Annotated in this window: 15 protein-coding genes; 9 read left to right on the forward strand and 6 right to left on the reverse strand. The window is 47.2% G+C overall.

Features of this window, described 5'->3' with window-relative positions:
* Nucleotides 1-90 precede the first annotated feature (90 nt).
* Nucleotides 91-3,456 (reverse strand): EAL domain-containing protein, encoded by a 3,366-nt coding sequence (locus tag QUA07_RS04275; RefSeq protein WP_333322870.1) that lies wholly within the window; start codon nt 3,454-3,456, stop codon nt 91-93.
* Between the two features lie 531 nt (nt 3,457-3,987).
* Between QUA07_RS04275 and QUA07_RS04280 the strand changes: the two genes are divergently transcribed.
* Nucleotides 3,988-4,428 (forward strand): pentapeptide repeat-containing protein, encoded by a 441-nt coding sequence (locus QUA07_RS04280; protein ID WP_333322872.1) that lies wholly within the window; start codon nt 3,988-3,990, stop codon nt 4,426-4,428.
* Nucleotides 4,429-4,580: 152 nt separating this feature from the next.
* On the opposite strand, the gene crtH is transcribed toward QUA07_RS04280, so the two are convergent.
* Complete coding sequence (crtH, locus tag QUA07_RS04285) at nt 4,581-6,125, reverse strand: carotenoid isomerase (protein ID WP_333322873.1); 1,545 nt, start codon at nt 6,123-6,125, stop codon at nt 4,581-4,583.
* 485 nt (nt 6,126-6,610) lie between these two features.
* Between crtH and upp the strand changes: the two genes are divergently transcribed.
* The 3 genes from upp (at nt 6,611) to QUA07_RS04300 (ending at nt 8,308) form a co-directional block, all read left to right on the forward strand.
* On the forward strand, nt 6,611-7,261 hold the full coding sequence (gene upp / locus QUA07_RS04290; protein ID WP_333323037.1) for a uracil phosphoribosyltransferase: 651 nt from the start codon (nt 6,611-6,613) through the stop codon (nt 7,259-7,261).
* 225 nt (nt 7,262-7,486) lie between these two features.
* Nucleotides 7,487-7,954: a TMEM165/GDT1 family protein gene (locus tag QUA07_RS04295; RefSeq protein WP_333322875.1), complete on the forward strand. Its 468-nt coding sequence runs from the start codon at nt 7,487-7,489 to the stop codon at nt 7,952-7,954.
* Between the two features lie 60 nt (nt 7,955-8,014).
* The gene (locus QUA07_RS04300; protein WP_333082112.1) at nt 8,015-8,308 is read left to right on the forward strand and encodes a TMEM165/GDT1 family protein; all 294 of its coding nucleotides are present in this window, start codon (nt 8,015-8,017) and stop codon (nt 8,306-8,308) included.
* Between the two features lie 435 nt (nt 8,309-8,743).
* Here QUA07_RS04300 and QUA07_RS04305 read toward each other — a convergent pair whose 3' ends face one another.
* The gene (locus QUA07_RS04305) at nt 8,744-9,250 is read right to left on the reverse strand and encodes a hypothetical protein (protein WP_333082113.1); all 507 of its coding nucleotides are present in this window, start codon (nt 9,248-9,250) and stop codon (nt 8,744-8,746) included.
* Between the two features lie 320 nt (nt 9,251-9,570).
* On the opposite strand from QUA07_RS04305, the gene QUA07_RS04310 reads away from it, so the two are divergent.
* Nucleotides 9,571-10,830: an MFS transporter gene (locus tag QUA07_RS04310; protein WP_333322877.1), complete on the forward strand. Its 1,260-nt coding sequence runs from the start codon at nt 9,571-9,573 to the stop codon at nt 10,828-10,830.
* A 217-nt stretch (nt 10,831-11,047) separates the two neighbouring features.
* Here the strand turns inward: QUA07_RS04310 and hisIE are convergent, their stop codons facing one another.
* Nucleotides 11,048-11,698, reverse strand: coding sequence for a bifunctional phosphoribosyl-AMP cyclohydrolase/phosphoribosyl-ATP diphosphatase HisIE (hisIE, locus tag QUA07_RS04315; RefSeq protein WP_333322879.1), 651 nt, complete (start codon nt 11,696-11,698; stop codon nt 11,048-11,050).
* A 350-nt stretch (nt 11,699-12,048) separates the two neighbouring features.
* Between hisIE and hemL the strand changes: the two genes are divergently transcribed.
* The gene (gene hemL, locus QUA07_RS04320) at nt 12,049-13,347 is read left to right on the forward strand and encodes a glutamate-1-semialdehyde 2,1-aminomutase (protein ID WP_333035451.1); all 1,299 of its coding nucleotides are present in this window, start codon (nt 12,049-12,051) and stop codon (nt 13,345-13,347) included.
* A gap of 367 nt (nt 13,348-13,714) precedes the next feature.
* Here hemL and QUA07_RS04325 read toward each other — a convergent pair whose 3' ends face one another.
* Nucleotides 13,715-14,116 carry a biopolymer transporter ExbD gene (locus QUA07_RS04325; protein ID WP_333322881.1) on the reverse strand — a complete coding sequence of 134 codons (402 nt, stop codon included), beginning with the start codon at nt 14,114-14,116 and terminating at the stop codon, nt 13,715-13,717.
* Nucleotides 14,100-14,759, reverse strand: a complete 660-nt coding sequence (locus QUA07_RS04330) for a MotA/TolQ/ExbB proton channel family protein (RefSeq protein WP_333082117.1) — start codon at nt 14,757-14,759, stop codon at nt 14,100-14,102. The genes QUA07_RS04325 and QUA07_RS04330 overlap by 17 nt, the downstream gene beginning before the upstream one ends.
* Nucleotides 14,760-14,821: 62 nt before the next feature.
* Between QUA07_RS04330 and QUA07_RS04335 the strand changes: the two genes are divergently transcribed.
* The 3 genes from QUA07_RS04335 to QUA07_RS04345 all read left to right on the forward strand — a co-directional run bounded on the left by QUA07_RS04335 (nt 14,822) and on the right by QUA07_RS04345 (nt 18,170).
* Nucleotides 14,822-15,040: a hypothetical protein gene (locus tag QUA07_RS04335; protein ID WP_333322883.1), complete on the forward strand. Its 219-nt coding sequence runs from the start codon at nt 14,822-14,824 to the stop codon at nt 15,038-15,040.
* A gap of 487 nt (nt 15,041-15,527) precedes the next feature.
* Nucleotides 15,528-16,994 (forward strand): energy transducer TonB, encoded by a 1,467-nt coding sequence (locus tag QUA07_RS04340; RefSeq protein WP_333322885.1) that lies wholly within the window; start codon nt 15,528-15,530, stop codon nt 16,992-16,994.
* 90 nt (nt 16,995-17,084) lie between these two features.
* A complete protein-coding gene (locus QUA07_RS04345; protein ID WP_333322886.1) occupies nt 17,085-18,170 on the forward strand; it encodes a hypothetical protein in 1,086 nt (361 codons plus the stop codon).
* The last annotated feature ends 86 nt before the right edge of the window (nt 18,171-18,256 follow it).

An 18,256-nucleotide genomic window follows, 5' to 3' on the forward strand; every position in this document is an offset into this window, starting at 1 on the left:
CACTTAACATCTCCCTTTTCCTTGTTCCCTCAACATCTCTTCCTTAAATCGGTTAAATCCTCTTGCTTGATCGTTGCCGAACTTCCTTATTCAACAAGCCAGCTTAGCCTCAAAAGCCAAAGAATTAACAGGAAACTCCCCCAAAAATTCCTCTAAAATAGGAGATGTGAAGTTACAAGGTTGAGGCTTTCCCAAATGATAACCTTGAGCGTAATCTACCCCAAGTTCATTGAGTTTATCCATAATCGTTTGATTTTCAACATACTCGGCAATAGTTTTAATTCCCATGACGTGAGCGATTTTGGTAATAGCTTCCACCATTGCGACATCAATAGGATTGTCTACAATATGCTTAATAAAATTGCCGTCTATTTTGAGATAATCAACCGGCAAGCTTTTTAGGTAAGCAAAGGAAGACATCCCGCTGCCGAAGTCGTCCAAGGCAAACTGGCAGCCTAGTTCTTTGAGTTGCCAAATCAAGCTGGCTGCCTTGCTGAGATTACCGATCGCCACGGTTTCGGTAATTTCAAAACAAATTATTTGTGGCGGTATTTGATGGATGGAAAACTGTTCCTGAATAAACTCGATAAACTTTTCTTCGTTGAGGCTGTCCCCAGAAAGGTTGATGGAATAAAGGCTGGGATATTTGCCAAAGGAGGATTGCGGATTAGACAAAAGAGAGCAAGCAGGGAAAGTAACTATTTTATCGCTGTCTACCTCGGGGTTTTGGACTAATAAATTTGCCGTGAAAATTTTAGATAAATTGCTAAATAAAGTACGAATTACCCAGCGGTCGATCGCGTGCATCAAGTTGTAGCGTTCTGCAGCCGGAATAAACGCCATCGGCGACACCAACTCACCAGTTTCCAACTGGAGGCGCAGGAGGATTTCGCAGTGGGTTCCGGTGGTTGGAGAGTTAAGCAAAGGTACGATCGGCTGAGAGTACAAGCAAAAGCGATTCTCTTCTAAAGCTTGATTAATTTGCACCACCCACTGCGTTTCGCCGTGCTGTTTAATTAATTCTTGATCGCCGGCTTGATAAATCTGCACCCGGTTGCGGCCTTTATTTTTAGCAGCGTAACAGGCAATATCGGCCGCGCTCAAAATCGCCGATGTGGATGCTGTTTTGGGATTGATTGCTACCAAACCGATACTGACGCCGATCGAAAAAGTTTTGTCCTGCCACGCAAAGCGGAATGCCTGAATGCTTCGCAGCAGCGTTTCAGCCACGTTCAATCCTCGTTCGACGGGACAGTGGTACAGGAGTACGGCAAATTCATCGCCACCCAGACGTGCCAAAATATCGGTTTTGCGGATACTGCTTTTAAATAGCTGGCTGACTTGGCGCAGTAGTTCGTCCCCAGCAGCATGACCGCAGGTGTCGTTAACTATTTTGAAGCGATCGAGATCCAGGTAAAGCATCACGTGTTCTTGCCCGTAACCTTGAGCGCCGTGTAGGGCGTGCTCTAGCTGGTACTCAAATTCTCGGCGGTTGACTAATTGCGTCAGGGGGTCATGAGTTGCCTGCCAGGTGAGTTGCCGCGCTTGAGTTCGCACTTGGGTGACATCTCGGAACACAACGACGGCGCCGACAATTTCGCCGCTGCTAGCGTGGATGGGGGCGACGCAGTGGTCGATCGCAAATTCGGTGTTGTTGTGGGCAATCAGCAAATTGTTGCGTCCTTGGTCAACAATCCGACCTTCGGACAAAGCGATTTCGGCGATATTTTCGATCGGCAGCCTGGTAGTTTCGTCAACTATTCTCAGCACGCTGGCGAGGGGCAAACCTTTAGCTTCCAATGTAGACCAACCCGTGAGTGTTTCGGCAACTGGATTCAGGGTGGAAATGCAGCCGTCGGCGTCAGTAGTAATGACGGCATCGCCGATCGATTGTAGTGTTACCTGAGCGAGTTCTTTTTCTTCAAAAAATGCTTGTTCCATGCGCTTGCGATCGGTAATATCTCGCTGCACCGACACCCAGTTGGTAACGTTCCCGGAGGTATCGGCAATGGGTACACTGTTGAGTTCCACCCAATAAGTTGAACCGTCTTTGCGGTAGTTAATCAATTCCAGGCGTAGGGGTTCTCGGCGAGAGAAAGCACGGCGAATTTTAGCGACTTGGGTGGGGTCGCTTTCTGGGCCGCGCAAGCAACTGGGAGTTTGTCCGATGATTTCTTCGGGTAGGTAGCCCGTCATTTGGGTAAAAGCTTCGTTGGCATAGATGATGGTGGGGTCGGAGATATCGCTGTCTCCGGCATCCATAATCACGATTGCGTCGTTAGCGTTCACTACAGCAGATTCTAAAAGGTGGAGTCTGGCCTCGGCCCTAACGCGGATAGCAATTTCGCTTTCTAGTCTGGCGTTAGTCAAGCTGAGGGATGCGATCGCTTGTTGCAATTCCCTAGTTCTTTCTGTCACTGAATCGTGCAGAACATCGATCGCCCCGGACATTTCCATCGGGTCAAGTACGCGCAGTATGTTGGTTTGAGTAACTATTCCCAGGAGTTCTCCATGTTCCCCCGTTACTACCAACCTACGGACTAAACGCTGGTGCATTTCCTGATGAGCTACCCACAGCGAGTCTTCTTGCTTGAGGCTAAATAAGGGGGTACTCATCACAGTTTGGGCGATCGTTTGCGACAAATCTATATCTAAAGCTTGAAATTCGACAATATCCCGTTCTGTGACTATACCTACTGGAATTGGGAACGGTAAATCCCTCGATAATTCTGTTGATTCCGTAATTACTACGCAGCTAACGCGGTGCTGCGCCATCAACTCGGCTAAACTCCTAACTGACGCGGAGCGAGGCGCTTGAATGACTTGTGCGGTCATTACTTCTTTCACGCGCCGCATTTTTAAGATATTTGCCGGTTTAAGCATGGCTTGGCGAATGCTTTCCGGCGTAATTACTCCTAATAGTTGACCTTCACTATCCAATATTGGCAAATGCTTAATTCTTCGTTGCCCCAGCAGAATTAGGGCGCTGAAAATGTCTTGAGTCTCGGATTTTGTCAGAGTTGCTGTCGGCTGCCTCATCACTTGTGCGATGGTGACACCTTTTAAGTTTTTGCCCGAGGCAATCAAATCGACAAGATCCCTTTCTGTGAAGATTCCTTGCAATTGAGAAGGTGGATCAGAGTGCGAGGATAATTTTAAGAGTGATTTTTCCACGACAAAGACGCAGATACCTGTCGCGTCTCTGAATGCACTTGAGGTGGGCGGATTTACGATTTCTGTTAGTGGCTGATAGATATCGGTTGGTGGAATGACTGCGTTTAGAGAGCAACTTGGGCGCCGTTGGCCCATCAGGGTAATTACTTCTGCTAGTGGGGTATCGGGCGCCACTGTCAAGGGGTAGCGGTCTATTACTTGAGCTAAGGTTGGCAGATACTTGGATGAATCGTTTTTGAGCATATTTAATTGAGTTTTGCGATCGCGTGGACTCTGCGACATTCCAAAAAAGTGCTGATTTCCAAGCACTAGGTGGATTTTTACGGCGCTGGTGAGACCTAATTAAAATTTATTGTTAAAAATGCAGCAGAGCTCGGGCTGGGGATCGGGCCAGTGACTGCTTTTCTTCTACCTATAAAGTTAGAAGCTTATCTTTATTTTAAGTTAAATTTTCTATCCCGTGACACATTTATTAAAAATAATGTATTTGTTGTGAACTTTTTGCGATAAGATTATCGGCTAAAATCATCCATAGCATTGCGAATCATCTCCCTCTTCAGAAAGACGCATCTGTTTGCTGTATTAGCTAACCTAGAAAAGGTTACTACAAAAAGGCACTGTATTAAGTTCGGCAGTGTTAAGTTTTGCGAAATTATGTTTTGCGAGCTTGTCGAGACCATGTATGCGTTGTTGAGGGCAATCGATATCACAGCCAATGTGTGAATTAGATCGCAACTTGCGAAAACAACCGTGGTAAGATTGTAGATATCAAGACAAGAACTTGAATACAGAGTCTGGTGAGGAAAAGAGATTATGAAACGCAATCTATTAGCCGCTACTTTTTTAATTACTCCCCTACTGTTGGCAGGCCCGGCTCGCGCTGAAAATCCCGTTCACGTCGAACAGTTATTGTCAACCGGGCAATGTTTTAAGTGCGACTTGTCTGGAGCAGATTTAAAGGGAGCTCATTTAATTGGTGCTGATTTGAGAGAAGCAAATTTGCAAGGAGCAAACCTATCTCAGGCCAACCTCGAAGGTGCTGACTTGACGGGTGCTAACTTGACGGGTGCTAACTTAACCGCAGTTTTCCTGACTAATGCCAGTTTAAATGACGCAGACCTCGATCGGGCAGATCTGACCGCGGCCATCATTAACACCGCTGACGTATCCGGCGCCTCAATGGAAGATATGACCATCACAGATGCGAAAATCTACAATACCCAAATCGGCGTCGGCGGCAGCTACGACCAGTAAACTCATTAAAAGAATGGAAAACACTAATTTTGAGGTTAAAAACCCGGTTTCTCTCCAGAAACCGGGTTTTTAGTCTTTTTGGAGGCTGCCCCGGAGCGTCACATTTTGTGTCGTATTTCAAGCGAACAATCTGACGCACCCTACTACTACCACTAAAAACCCAAATCAACCGCTATTCGGTGCGCGCAAGCAAACCCAGAAAACGCCACCGCATTTAAACCCTGTCCGGGAAACGTACTGTCACCCACACAATACAAACCAGGCATAGAAGTTCGATTAAACGGCATTCCCAGCAAACCCATTAGCTTCTGTCGCGGAATCGGCCCGTAAGTTCCATCTTCGCGCCCCAAAAAGCGGCGGTGAGAACGCGCTGTCCCAACTTCCATATAATCCAAACCGGCGTCTAAACCGGGAAAAATCTTTTCTAATCTTTCAATAATTCTCCCTGCCGCCTCTTCTTTTTTATCCTCATATTCCTGCTGCGAAAGTCCTTCCCACTCTTCCATCCAACTCGAAGTAAAAGCGTGAACGATGTGATATCCTGCAGGAGCTAAATCCGGGTCGAGTACGGTCGGAATTGACACCAAAACTGTTCCCTCCGGCGCTTCCATTTTGTCCCACTCTTCTAACAAAATGTGGTGGCAGGCGCTACCAGCAGGGATTACGCTTGCTTCCACTCCCAAATGCAAACTCAAGAAACTGGGGGCTTTTTGATAGCGCTGCTGCCATTTCTTCTCGCTAGCGGGCATCTCTTCGGCCGGCAGCAATTTCTCAAAAGTATCCCAGCGCGTGGCGTTAGAAACTATGCGCTTTGCCCGGTAAACTTCGCCGGTTGCTAGCTCGACTCCGACAGCGCGGCCGTTTTCTGTGATAATTTTTTTCGCCTTAGCTTTGTATTGAATTTTCCCGCCGCATTTTTCTAATCCTTCTACTAATTTTTGGGCGATTTGACCGACTCCGCCTTTGGGATAATTTATGCCACCGTAATGTCTGTCGGAAAATACCATTCCGGCATTAATCATCGGCGTCAAGTCGGCAGGTACTACAGACCAGTAGTAGCATTCCATGTCGATAAATTTCAGCAAAGTAGGGTCTTTTATGTAGCGCCGCGCAATGTCGCCAGTATTTTGAGGCAGATATTTTACTAATCCCAAACAGGCTAAAGGATTCTGAAAAAAGACTCGAACGAGATATCCAGGTTCTTCTAGAGATAGCAATTCCATGCCGTTGAGGCAGTTGAAGACGTTCCAGCATTCGCCGTAAAATTTTTGGATTCCTTCGCGTTCGTGAGGGAACCTGTCTGTTAATTCTTGCAAGTATTTGTCATAAGGCTGGGGAACTTCAAGTTCCAAGCCACTGGGTAAGTGATAGTGAAGCTGTACGGGGTCGGGAATGGTTTCTAGGGTGACGTTGACTGCTTTCAGGGCGCGGGTGAGGAGGTTGGTGGTGCCCCGCTGTCCGAAACCAAAAATCATGGAGGCGCCGACATCGAATCTGTAGCCTTCTCGATCGAAATATCCAGCGCTACCCCCCGGAATTGTATAGCTTTCGAGCACTAAAACTTTGGCTTTCTTAGCGGCTAGCTGGGTGGCTGTCACCAGTCCACCAATGCCGGAACCGATGACAATTACATCAAACTCTTGCTGTGTAGGGCGGGAGTTGGGAGAAAATAACTGGGATTGGGTAGGAGCTGACATTCGGTTAAAAATCTTAATATTTCTATGATTTTACAGTCGATCGCTCCCGAAGCAAGAAGTTCGGCAAGAGATTTGTAGCGGATGTAACGGATGTCAGGAAGACCGAAGTTCGGCAATGCCCAATGCCCAATATCCAATCCCCAATGCCCGACGCCCAGTGCCCGATGCCCCTGCTCCGCAAAAAAATGCGGGAACAGTCTACCATTGCCGACTGCCCCCGTCTGCCGATCCTTTGAGAGGAGAACACTAAAAATCACTATAGCCTTGTTGCTAATTAATGTCAATACTATTGGAAAAATATTTCAATAAGCTGATGGAGGTCGATCGGCGAATGGGTTCTAACTCAATCTCTGGCTTGTATGCGCCCTCAAGGATGTGATAAGTTGCACAGAGCGATCGCTGGATCGATCGTTGGCGAAGCCCTCGAAGAAGATCGATCGCACCGCATAAAATCCCTCAAACCTAGCAATCTCCCCAATTTCCTAATGTCCCTGCAACTGCGCGTTTACGTTCCTCCACATCCATTAATTAAACACTGGCTGGCTGTTGCCCGCGACGCCGCCACCCCCTCGGTACTTTTTCGTTCTGCGATGACAGAATTAGGAAGGTGGCTGGCTTACGAGGCGATTCGAGAATGGCTGCCGACAGTGGAAACAACAGTGCAAACGCCTTTGGCAGAATGTCCGGCAACTTTTATCAACCCAGAAGCTCCGTTAGTTGTGGTACCGATTTTGCGGGCGGGTTTGTCACTGCTCGAAGGAATTCAGACGGTTGTACCGCTGGCTTCGGTTTACCACCTCGGCATGGCAAGAAATGAGGAGACGCTGGAACCGACTTGTTATTTGAACAAATTGCCGGCGCAGTTTAACCCGGAAACGCGGGTGATAATTAGCGAGCCGATGCTGGCGACTGGCGGGACGATTATAGCGACTATGCAGGAATTGACTGCACGGGGAATTGACCCAAACTTGATTCGGATTATCTCTGTGGTGGCTGCTCCTCCGGCTTTGAAGAGGCTGAGTGCAGAGTACCCGAGTTTGATTATTTATACGGCAACGATCGACGAAATAGTCAACGAACAGGGCTTTATTGTACCTGGTTTGGGAGATGCGGGCGATCGAACTTACGGCACATAAACCAGTCAGCCAGTCAATTTTAGATTTGAGATTTGAGATTTTAGATTGACTAGACTGATAAATCTGGGGGCTTGTATGCCTTTGTGGGTGCGGTGAGTGGTTCTAGGAATTAGTTGCTGAAATATCGGGGGAAAAAGATGACCCTGGTTTGGTAAAAGCAGGCACCGAGAGAGTTAGAATCAAAAGTACAAGTCAAAAATAAATAGCTTTTAGCACTCATTGCCCGTGAAACTTGATTCTGTTCCGCCAAGCTTGTCTGCTTCTGACTCAGTAAACCTCAATTATGATTTGCCACAACAGGTACAACTACAAATAAAAGAGGTTACTGAGATTTGTGCTGCTTTAACCCCGGAGCCCGCTGAAGTCTCAGTGACTCTAAATCCCGATATTTGTCAGGAACAAAAGAAACTGAAGCCCAAGCACTGGGCAATTTTTGCTTCGACTTTTGCAACTATTTTTCTAGCTGAAATTGGAGACAAAACTCAGCTCGCGATTTTGCTGATGACGGCTGAATCTCGAAATCCTTGGATCGTGTTTGCGGGTGCGGGTTCGGCTTTGATAGCAACGAGTTTGCTGGGGGTTTTGCTGGGAAGGTGGCTGGCTAGTCGGATTGCCCCGAGAACTTTGGAGAGAGCAGCCGGAGTGATTTTACTCGCGATTTCGGCGGTTCTGCTGTGGGAAGTGCTGGGTTAATTGTCTGCTTTGTCGGTAAGTCCTAGATTTCTACAATAGCTAACTAAGAACTAAAAAAACATGGACTGGCAACTTTTGGGAATCAGTTTTATTACAGTGTTTTTGTCAGAATTGGGAGACAAAAGTCAATTAGCTGCGATCGCCCTGGGCAGTAGTTGTAACTCGCCACGGGCTGTATTTTTCGGTACAGCGTCGGCGCTGCTGCTGGCGAGTTTAATCGGTGTGGGCATTGGCTTCAGCACTGCAGAGGTGTTGCCGGAACGACTGGTAAAGGGACTCGCGGCGATCGGATTTGCGGTAATGGGCTTGCGCTTGCTGTGGCCAAAAGCAGATTTACCGGAAGCATCCGAGTAGGGCTTGGCGTCAGTCGATTTTAGATTTTAGATTTACTCTACAGATGAATCTGGGAGTTTGAACAAGAGTCTAAAATTTTGAGCTCTCCACCACAGGAGTCGTTCGCAAGTATCCGTTTTTGGGCGGGTCAGGAAACTTGACAGTATAGTTATCTCAAATCTGTTAGCCTCGGAGTTTATTCATATCTCTCTTCTCGACAAGCGCGTGAATCAGCGTCAATCCATTGTCATCTGCGGCCCAAGAAATTCTCTTTTTTTAACCGCAGATACAGGCAGATAAACACAGATTAACGCCGATGAATACAGAAGGGCTGCAATTCATTCAAGCCTCGTTTTCGATAGCTAAAATTTTAAAAATTAGCGGGGGGCGTGACTTCACGCCCCCCGCTGCTGGTTGAGTTTTTTTTCTGCACTCAACCTCTGAGTATTGTGTCGATTAAACTTGGTTTTGGTAGCACCAGCCTAGCAGCGTACCGGCGACAGCCAACTTCAGAGCTTCCAATGCAAAATAGCCTTGGTGCAGTAGATTCATCCCGGCGGGCACTTCTGCTGCGGAATCGAACAGATTTAGCTGCATTCCCAAGGCGCTCATTTGGGGTGTCAGGGCGTAGGTGTCAATCAGGGCGATCGTCAAAAGTACCAATGATAATAAAATTGCTGTGCGGCTGCGCTTGCCGAAGTCACCGACTAAATTGCTCAAAACCATCAAACCCGTTGCCACCACGCCCGAACAGATTAACTCAACGCGGTTGAATCCCCAGAACATTAAATTCCCGGCAGTTGCAAACTCCGGTGATGTCGTCATGCCAGATACGTAGAGACTGGGCATAATTACTAGATCCAAAATCAGGCTAACGCTGAGCCAGAAAATTAGGGCAACCATGACAATTGCTTGCCAGCGCGGTTTGATTGATTCCACTCTTGATGTTGTAATAGCTGTCATATAATTAGACCCTCTAAAATTTTCTTCTGCCTTTTCTAGAGTTTAACTAACTTTTCTATAAAATCGTGTTAAGTATTTTTAAATTAATGGTAACTTTTCTGTAACAGACGCTGAAGAATTGTTAAGCTCACTTATGTTTGTCCTCACCTCGGTTAATTAATACTAATTCCGAAAAAGTACGGAATAAATTAATAATTACTCATAGGACTTATGCACTGCAACCAAAGACATCGGTTTTTGACCCTGATTAAACACAGTAACGTATTTTTTATAAAAAACCAGGTTTCTGCGTCCAGAAATAACTCCTAATTTAACTGTATATGCCTAAATTTCAATTATCCTCTTGGTTGCCCCGTCTCCCGCCTCAAGTCTGGATTCTTGCCGCCGGCAGATTCCTCTCCCAAAGCGGCACCGGTTTTACTTTATTTTACGCGCCGATATTTTTTGTTGATCGCGTCGGTTTATCTGCTACTGCTGTTGGGATTGGTTTGGGTAGTGGTTCAATTTCGGGAATTTTGGGCAGAATTTTGGGCGGTTCTTTTTGCGATTCTAAATTTTGGGGAAGGCGCCGAACTTTACTGCTGGCGACAATTATTTCGGCTGCTGCTTCTTTTGTACTGGCGGCGACTAATGATTTCGCTGGCTTAATTGTGGGCAATTTACTGATGGGTTTTGGTGTGGGTTTGTATTGGCCTCCAACGGAGACGATGGTGGCGGATTTAACTGAGGGCGAACAGCGACAGGAGGCTTTTGCTTTGACGCGGCTTGCTGATAATTTGGGTTTGCAAGTTGGGATTATTTTGGGCGGTTTGTTGATTGCTGTAACGGGGAATTATCGCTCGCTCTTTATTATTGATGGTATCTCGTTTTTAGTGCTGTTTGCGGTGGTGGCGATCGCGATCGTCGAAACCTACAAACCAGCTAATCCAGGGGATAGAGGAAAAAAAAATCGGGAAAATGGCTGGATGGTGGCGCTGAGAGATCGAAGTCTTCTAGTTTATGCTTTAGTAAATACCCTGTTCACATTATATATTTCCCAAATCCAAACCACAATGCCGCTGTACTTTAGCAAGTTTGTCGCGGTGGGGACATCGGGAAAAGGCTTTTCAACAGGTACAATTACCGTTTTGTTTGCTTTTAGTACGTTTTTAACTGTGGCTTTGCAACTGCCGGTTGTTAAAGCTTTGAGGCCGTTTTCCCATCCGAAAGCTTTGATGATTTCTGCGCTGCTATGGGGAATGGGATTTATCGCGATCGGCTTGACGGGAATAGCTGCAACTGGCAATCTATTTTTAGCTGTTTTAGGCTTGAGCTTTTTGTCGGTGGCGACTGTTGCTTATACGCCTTTTGCTTCGGCTTTGGTGGTGGATTTAGCACCGGAGTCTTTGCGGGGCGTGTATTTGGCCGTTAGTTCTCAGTGTTGGGCGATCGGCTATTTAATCGGGCCGCCGCTGGGCGGTTTGGCTTTGGATCGGGGTAAATGGGCGACGGATAATTTCTGGTTGGGTTTGGCTTTGAGTGTGATTGCGGCTGTGGTTATTTTGCAAAAGCTCGATCGAATGTTGAAAAGTAGAATCTAATATTCAGTTGTTCGTTTAGGACTAAGACCAAAAAAACCCGGTTTCTGCGTCAATATCTCTCGGTTCGATACCACCATTTTTCCGAGAAACCGGGTTTGTGACTCCGCGTGCGTCCAAGACTGTAGTTGTTAGGATTAACCGTCAACAGTCAACACTCAACACTCAACACTCAACAGTCAACACTCAACACTCAACAGTTAACCGTCAACTAACTAATTTATTTTCGTCGATCGCCCAATTTGCGGTAAACTTCTCTCAAATCAACTTGATGGTGAGCCAAAGCAACCAAAGCGTGATAAAATAAATCCGCCACTTCCCCAGCAATCCCGTCTTTGTCGTCATCTTTGCAAGCCATCACAACTTCCGCCGACTCTTCGCCAATTTTCTTGAGAATCTTGTTGTCGCCGCCCTCGAACAATTTGCAAGTATAAGAACTTTCGTTAGGATGGTCGCGGCGATCGCAAATTACCGCAAATAATTGAGATAACATATCCCCTGGCGGCGGTGAAATTTCCCCATCAACTTGGTGAAAACAACTTCTTTCTCCTGTGTGACAAGCAATATCTCCGACTTGTTCGACAGTGATTAGCAAAGCATCGCTATCGCAGTCGTAACGCAGCCCTTTGACATTTTGAACGTGTCCCGAAGTCGCCCCTTTGTTCCAAAATTCGGCGCGCGATCGACTCCAGAACCAAGTTTGCCCGGTAGAGAGCGTTTTTTGCAGCGACTCCCGATTCATCCAGGCCATCATTAACACCGTACCGTCCAAATAATCTTGGACGATCGCAGGCACTAAACCGCGATCGTCGTAACGAATCTTTTCAATTGGGATCGATCGGCTCAAACTCGATAAATCAGTAGTAGACATAATTTTATTTCAACTTGGTAATATAGATTAACGCTTTCCTGTCGGAGATTGTTTTTTATTAACCGCAGAGAACGCAGAGGAGGCAGAGGAAGAGAGAAGATTAACCAAGTGATGGCTAAATTGTCAAGAACTATTTTACAAAAAATTACATTTTAGGGCGATTCCCTACGGGATAGCTTCGCTTCACGGTGCGGGTGCTACAAAGCTTGAAAAACCCAAGCTAGTATTGCTACTCCTTGGTTTGTACCCTAAAATCTACTAGAATAGTTTCCTTGAATCGACCTAACCTTTATGTTGAACTGGCTATAAAATTATTCTACCAACAGCAGACGTTCACTAAGGAGAAAACATTGGTTTCCACAACCTTGAAAACGACCAAATCAGAAGAAATTTTCGCAGCAGCCCAGAAGTTGATGCCAGGTGGCGTCAGTTCCCCCGTGCGCGCCTTCAAATCCGTAGGCGGACAGCCCATCGTCTTTGACAGGGTAAAAGGAGCCTACATTTGGGATGTGGACGAAAACCAATACATTGACTATGTAGGCACTTGGGGCCCAGCCATCTGTGGCCACGCCCACCCGGAAGTCATCAAAGCCCTGCACGAATCTTTAGAAAAAGGTACGAGTTTCGGCGCACCATCGCTGTTGGAAAACGTACTCGCCGAAATGGTCATCGATGCCGTTCCCAGCATTGAAATGGTGCGGTTTGTCAACTCCGGCACCGAAGCCTGTATGGCCGTTTTGCGCCTGATGCGAGCTTTCACCGGACGCGATAAACTGATTAAATTTGAAGGCTGCTATCACGGACACGCCGATATGTTCTTGGTAAAAGCCGGTTCCGGCGTCGCAACTCTGGGCCTTCCCGACTCTCCGGGCGTCCCGAAATCCACTACTGCCAATACCCTCAACGCTCCCTACAATGACTTAGAAGCAGTCAAAGCTTTATTTGCCGAAAATCCCGGCGAGATAGCAGGCGTAATTCTCGAACCAGTGGTGGGGAATGCCGGTTTTATTACCCCGGATGCTGGTTTTCTCGAAGGTTTGCGGGAAATTACTAAGGATAACGGCGCTTTGTTAGTTTTTGATGAAGTAATGACCGGTTTCCGCATCGCCTACGGCGGAGCTCAGGAAAGATTCGGTGTCACCCCGGATTTGACTACTTTGGGTAAAGTTATCGGTGGCGGTTTGCCGGTGGGAGCTTACGGCGGACGGCGTGATATTATGGGGATGGTGGCTCCTGCTGGCCCTATGTATCAAGCGGGTACCCTTTCGGGAAATCCTTTGGCGATGACTGCTGGGATTAAGACTTTGGAATTGCTGCAAAAACCCGGCACTTACGAACAGTTGGATAAGATTACCAAAAAACTCTCTGACGGATTGCTAAAAATTGCTAAGGAAGCCGGACACGCGGTTTGGGGCGGGCAAATTAGCGGGATGTTTGGTTTGTTTTTTGCGGCTGGCCCGGTTCACAATTACGAGGATGCGAAGAAGTCGGATTTGACAAAGTTCAGTCGCTTTCACCGGGGAATGTTGGAGCACGGTATTTATCTTGCTCCTTCCCAGTTTGAGGCGGGATTTACTTCTTTGGCTCATACTGAGGAAGATATCGATCGAACTTTGGCTGCAGCGCGTGAAGTGATGGCAAGTATTTAACGTGTGTAGTAAGGATGTTTGTCCGTAAAACTCAGGAATAAATAATTAAAGTCCTTGCTGTTTGTTGGCAGTAAGGACTTTAATTTTTAAGTGCTTTATCAAATAATATCATTTCCGGTTACACTCATACATGATGTTGACTGTTGACGGTTGACTGTTGACGCCGTGAACAGTGAACCGTCAACAGTCAACAGTGAACTCGAATTTACTATTCCGATGCTAACGGATTTGATATAAAGTCCTGAATCATACAGACTATGCAGGACTAGCTTTTAATTAGGCTTACAGGCTTTTTTCGTAAATTTTCACGGGGTAATTCCTGTTTAAGGGTGTGAGGACAATCAAAATTAGTAATTATAGGAACTCTCTACTTTGCGGTAGCAATCCCTAACTTAGCTCCCTTAATTCGGCGTAATCGATCCATAACTTCCACCACATTTCCGTGATTGACGCTTTTATCCGCATTCAGCACAATTAATGAGTTCTGATTTGACCCCATCGTCTGCCGCACCGTACTCTCAATCTGGTCTAAGTTGACTGACTTTTTATCAACCCTTAATTTTCCATTAGGATCAATGGTGACGGTAATTTTAGAAGGCGAGTCCTGAACTTGAGAGGTTGCTGCTTTCGGTAAATTTACGGGCAGACCTTCGGATTTGGATAAAGACAAAGAGGAAACAATGAAAAACGTCAATATGGCGAAGGTTACATCAATCAGTGGCACGATGTTAATCTGGGCAATACTCTCAGGTTCATCGGGTAGGCGCATAATTAGATTCTCTTGGTAGTTTTTCGTAGTGGTGACGGTACAATAGCTCTAGCTGGCCTCCGGCTTCCTGAATAAAAGCAATCTGCTGTAAGTAAAACCCGCGAAACATATTGGCAAATAAGAGTGTAAAGATTGCCACCACTAACCCCATTGCCGTAGAAACGAGGGCTTCGCTAATCCCCCCGGTAACGCCCGCGGCATTGGTGCCTGCAGCATCTCCCAGTTTGAGGGAGTCAAAGGTGGTAATTAAGCCCAAAACTGTTCCGAGCAACCCAAATAGCGGGGAGAGGGTGATAATGGTGTCAAATATTGTATTGAATCGCTTCAAAACGGGGATTTCTGCCTGAGCTGCACTCTCTAAAACCAAACAAAATTCTTCGATGTTGGGCGAGTCTAATTCTAATGCTTCCAAAAAAATTCGGGCTAAGGGCAAATCAGCGTTTACTTGTAACTTTTTGATGGCGGAATCCGGGTTTTGAGTGTAAAGTTTTAGCACTTCCCGGACGACCCGCCGCTGTCGCCGATTCACTTTAAACCAAAAGACAAGACGCTCTAAAATCAGTGCGACTGCTGCGATTGACGAGGCAAGCAGCGGCCAAGAAACAATGCCCCCAGCGCGAAAAATGTAAATGAAATTATCCATTAGTTTGTATTCTCGTTAGCTGTGTTGAGTGATCGCAAGCTGCCTAATGGTGCAATTAGCCCGTGAGAAGGCTGGTAGAGTTTCTGCGTCAAGTCGGCACAAGTGATTCAGGCTGCGAATTGTTTCACTCAAGCGCGATCGCGATCGCGATCGCACAAACGCACTACCTGTATGTGACTATCTTCGTCTGTACCCAAAATGCTCCTAATGTGATCCCGACCGAGATCGCGACAGATTGTTCTGCCAGTGCTTCTTTGCTAAATATTTGCGTTAGGACTTGACAATAATCTTCAATAATTTAAAAGATTCTCAACTAGGTTTCCACAAAATTCAGGGTTTGTCAAGTCATGACCCACGTTTATACATAAAAATAACCTATCGATAAAGAAAACAAAATCAATTTTAGTTATTTAGAAAATACATGAAAATCTTGAGAATGTGGAAATTTGTTGGTAGATTACGGGCTAGAGTATTGTATTTAAGGCATTTGTGAACCTTCCCCTAGCAGAATCAGAATATTGACAGCGCCCATAAGAGCAAGGTAGACGCCCCCAAAGGAAATGCTGATTGGTAGCGTCTAGTCGCTATCTCAAAATTAAATAATGAAAATTAATTGCAAGAGTCTTGAAGAGGGTGACAGTCTTCTTATAGGATGGGTAGGTTCATCAGTGATAGCAAGCTCAACCCGCAGTTGGTAGCTTGTTTCGGGTTATGTCGGGGAGCCAGCGAGGACGTTGCCAACCCATCCATCAAGGAGAGTCATAAGGCATGAGTTTTTCAAATATTTCGGCGACGCAAAGACAACAACAAGAAGAAGCTCTCAAAAAAGTTCTGGCGATCAGTCTGTTAGCCTCAAGCTTCCTGCACGGTGTCGCGCTGCCGTTGAGCCTCAACTTGGTTAAACCTGCTGAATTTGCAGAGGAACCCATTGAAGTTGTTGTGCTTGATGAGCCCAAAGTAGAGGAAACCCAGCCAGAGCCGACTATTCCAGAAAAGGTATCTCCCCCACCTGAGACGTTCAAACCAGAACCGCCAGCAGAGCCAACTCCCCCAGAGGAGTCACCCGTAGCCGCAACGCCACCGCCGATTCCAGAGGAGTCACCCGTAGCGGTAACGCCACCGCCGATTCCAGAGGAGCCACCCGTAGCGGTAACGCCACCGCCGATTCCAGAGGAGCCACCCGTAGCGGTAACTCCACCGCCGATTCCAGAGGAGCCACCCGTAGCGGTAACGCCACCGCCAACTCCTATCGAGCCTTCCCCCGCACCTCAACAGGATTTAAAGTCCCCAGAAACTCCTAAAACCCCGATCGCCCAGGAACCCGAAACCCCTTCGCCCGATCCTCCAAAAAGCGAACCACCCGTTAGCGACTCCCGCCCCAAGGGTGCTGCGAGTCTCCCAGACTTTACAAAAGATGCTGGAAATCCCAACTCCTCCGACAGCCCTGAAAAAAATAACCCACTCTCGTCATCTGCTTCGGCGGGTAGCGGGGAGCCTTCCTCAGAGCCATTAAATCCTTCTTCCGGGCCCATTCAGCGATCGCCCGGGGCTGGGTCGCCAGTCACAACTACTAGACCAGGAGGCGGTGGCAATTCTGGAAATGCGCTCGGAGGTTTAGGAAACCTTGCCTCTGGTGGCCCCGGAGGCGGAAGCCCTGGAGGCGGAAGCCCTGGAGGAAGTGCGTCGAACTCACCATCTGGCGCCAGCGAAAATGGCGACCTACCTTCCTCAGAGCCATTTGGGGATGGTTCGGGGCGATTGGGAAGATCGGCGACGGCTGGCTTACCAGGCCCTGGAGGCGGAGGCCCTGGAGGCGGAGGCCCTGGAAGCGGAGGCCCTGGAGGCGGAGGCCCTGGAGGCGGAGGTTCTGGAGGCGGAGGTCGTGGAGGCGGAGGCTCTGGAAGCGGTTCGGGGTCAGGGCAAAAACCGACAAATCCAGGAAGAGGGGGGAGTCCTTCGCGCGCTCCCGGCACGCCTGGGGGCACTTGCATTAGTGGCTGCGGTAAACCTAACTATCCGAGCGCAGCCAGAGAAGAAGGGCGCCAAGGCCAAGTGGAACTCATTTGTGACATTGACCCCAACGGTAAGACAGTCAACATCAAGATCTTGACTCCTAGCAAATACAACGACTTGAATCGCGCAGCGATGAAAACAGTAGAAGAAAGGAAATATGCCCCATCAGAGAGTGGCCTTCAAGGAGAAAGAATAGTCATTATCTTCCAGCTCACTGACTAGGGATTTTTTTGAGACTCTAGCAATTTGGCTGGGAATTCTATAGCACCGTCCAAGAAATAGCAAAGTTAAAAATTGAATTTTTTGTGAATTATGAATTTGGGAATGTCGTCAGCAATATTAAGTAAACTTCAGCGAGTGGGACTCGCTCTATTACTTGGTTCCAACTTGGGAATGACTTTGTTGTTTGCCAACCCTCACAGCGCAATGGCAGGAGTAATTACTTTACCCGATGGCGGACGTTGCGAGGGAGAATTGAGTGAGGGAAAACTCAGCGGGCCCGGCAGTTGTCAATATGCCAACGGCGATCGCTACGAAGGCCAATTTCTCAACGGCAAACCTCACGGTCAAGGCATCTATACCTTTAAAGAAGAAGGTCGATACCAAGGAGAATTTGGGGATGGGGAATTCAACGGTAAAGGTGTCCGCGAATTTGCTAACGGCAACCGCTACGAAGGCACTTTTAAAAACGGTGAGTTCGACGGTACAGGCACTTTTACCTCAACTAACGGCATTCGTTACGAAGGCTCATTTACCAATGGTTCTCCCAGCGGTCCCGGGGCTTTTACGTTTAGTAATGGCACTCGTTGCGAAGGAGATATTAAAGAAGGAAAAATTAACGGCAAAGGCGTCTGTCAATATGCTAATAAGAACCGCTACGAAGGAGAGTTGCTGAATAATGTGCCTAACGGGCAGGGAATTTATACCTTTGCTGAAGGAGGTCGTTATGAGGGGCAATTTAGTGAAGGGCAGTTTCACGGTAAAGGGGTTCGCGAATATCAGAACGGCAACCGCTATGAAGGAGAGTTTGTGAAGGGCAACATTCAAGGTCAGGGGCTGTTTACTTTTAAAGAAGGGGGACGTTATCAAGGGCCGTTTGACAATGGAGAATTTAGTGGTGAAGGTGTCCGTGAGTTCGCCAATGGAGATAGCTATAAAGGCACTTTTGTCAAGGGTAAGATGAGCGGGAAAGGAGTTTACGTTTTTAAGAATGGCGATCGCTGCGAAGGCGAATTTACCGATGGTCAGTTCAACGGCAAAGGTACTTGCATTTACGCCAATGGCGATCGCTATCAAGGTGAATTCCTCAACGGTCAGAAACACGGGCAAGGTTCCTACATTTATGCAGATGGAACGAAAGTAGAAGGAAATTGGCAACAAGGTCAAATTAAAAAATAACCTTATAACCTATCTCGCCCTACTTGTTTCCCCCCCTCCTCACCAATGAAATTAATGCGCTTTAGGGCCGACACACAGGCGTTTTA

Origin of the sequence: Microcoleus sp. T3_A4 (assembly GCF_036700465.1) — a bacterium.
Taxonomy (GTDB): Bacteria; Cyanobacteriota; Cyanobacteriia; order Cyanobacteriales; family Microcoleaceae; genus Microcoleus.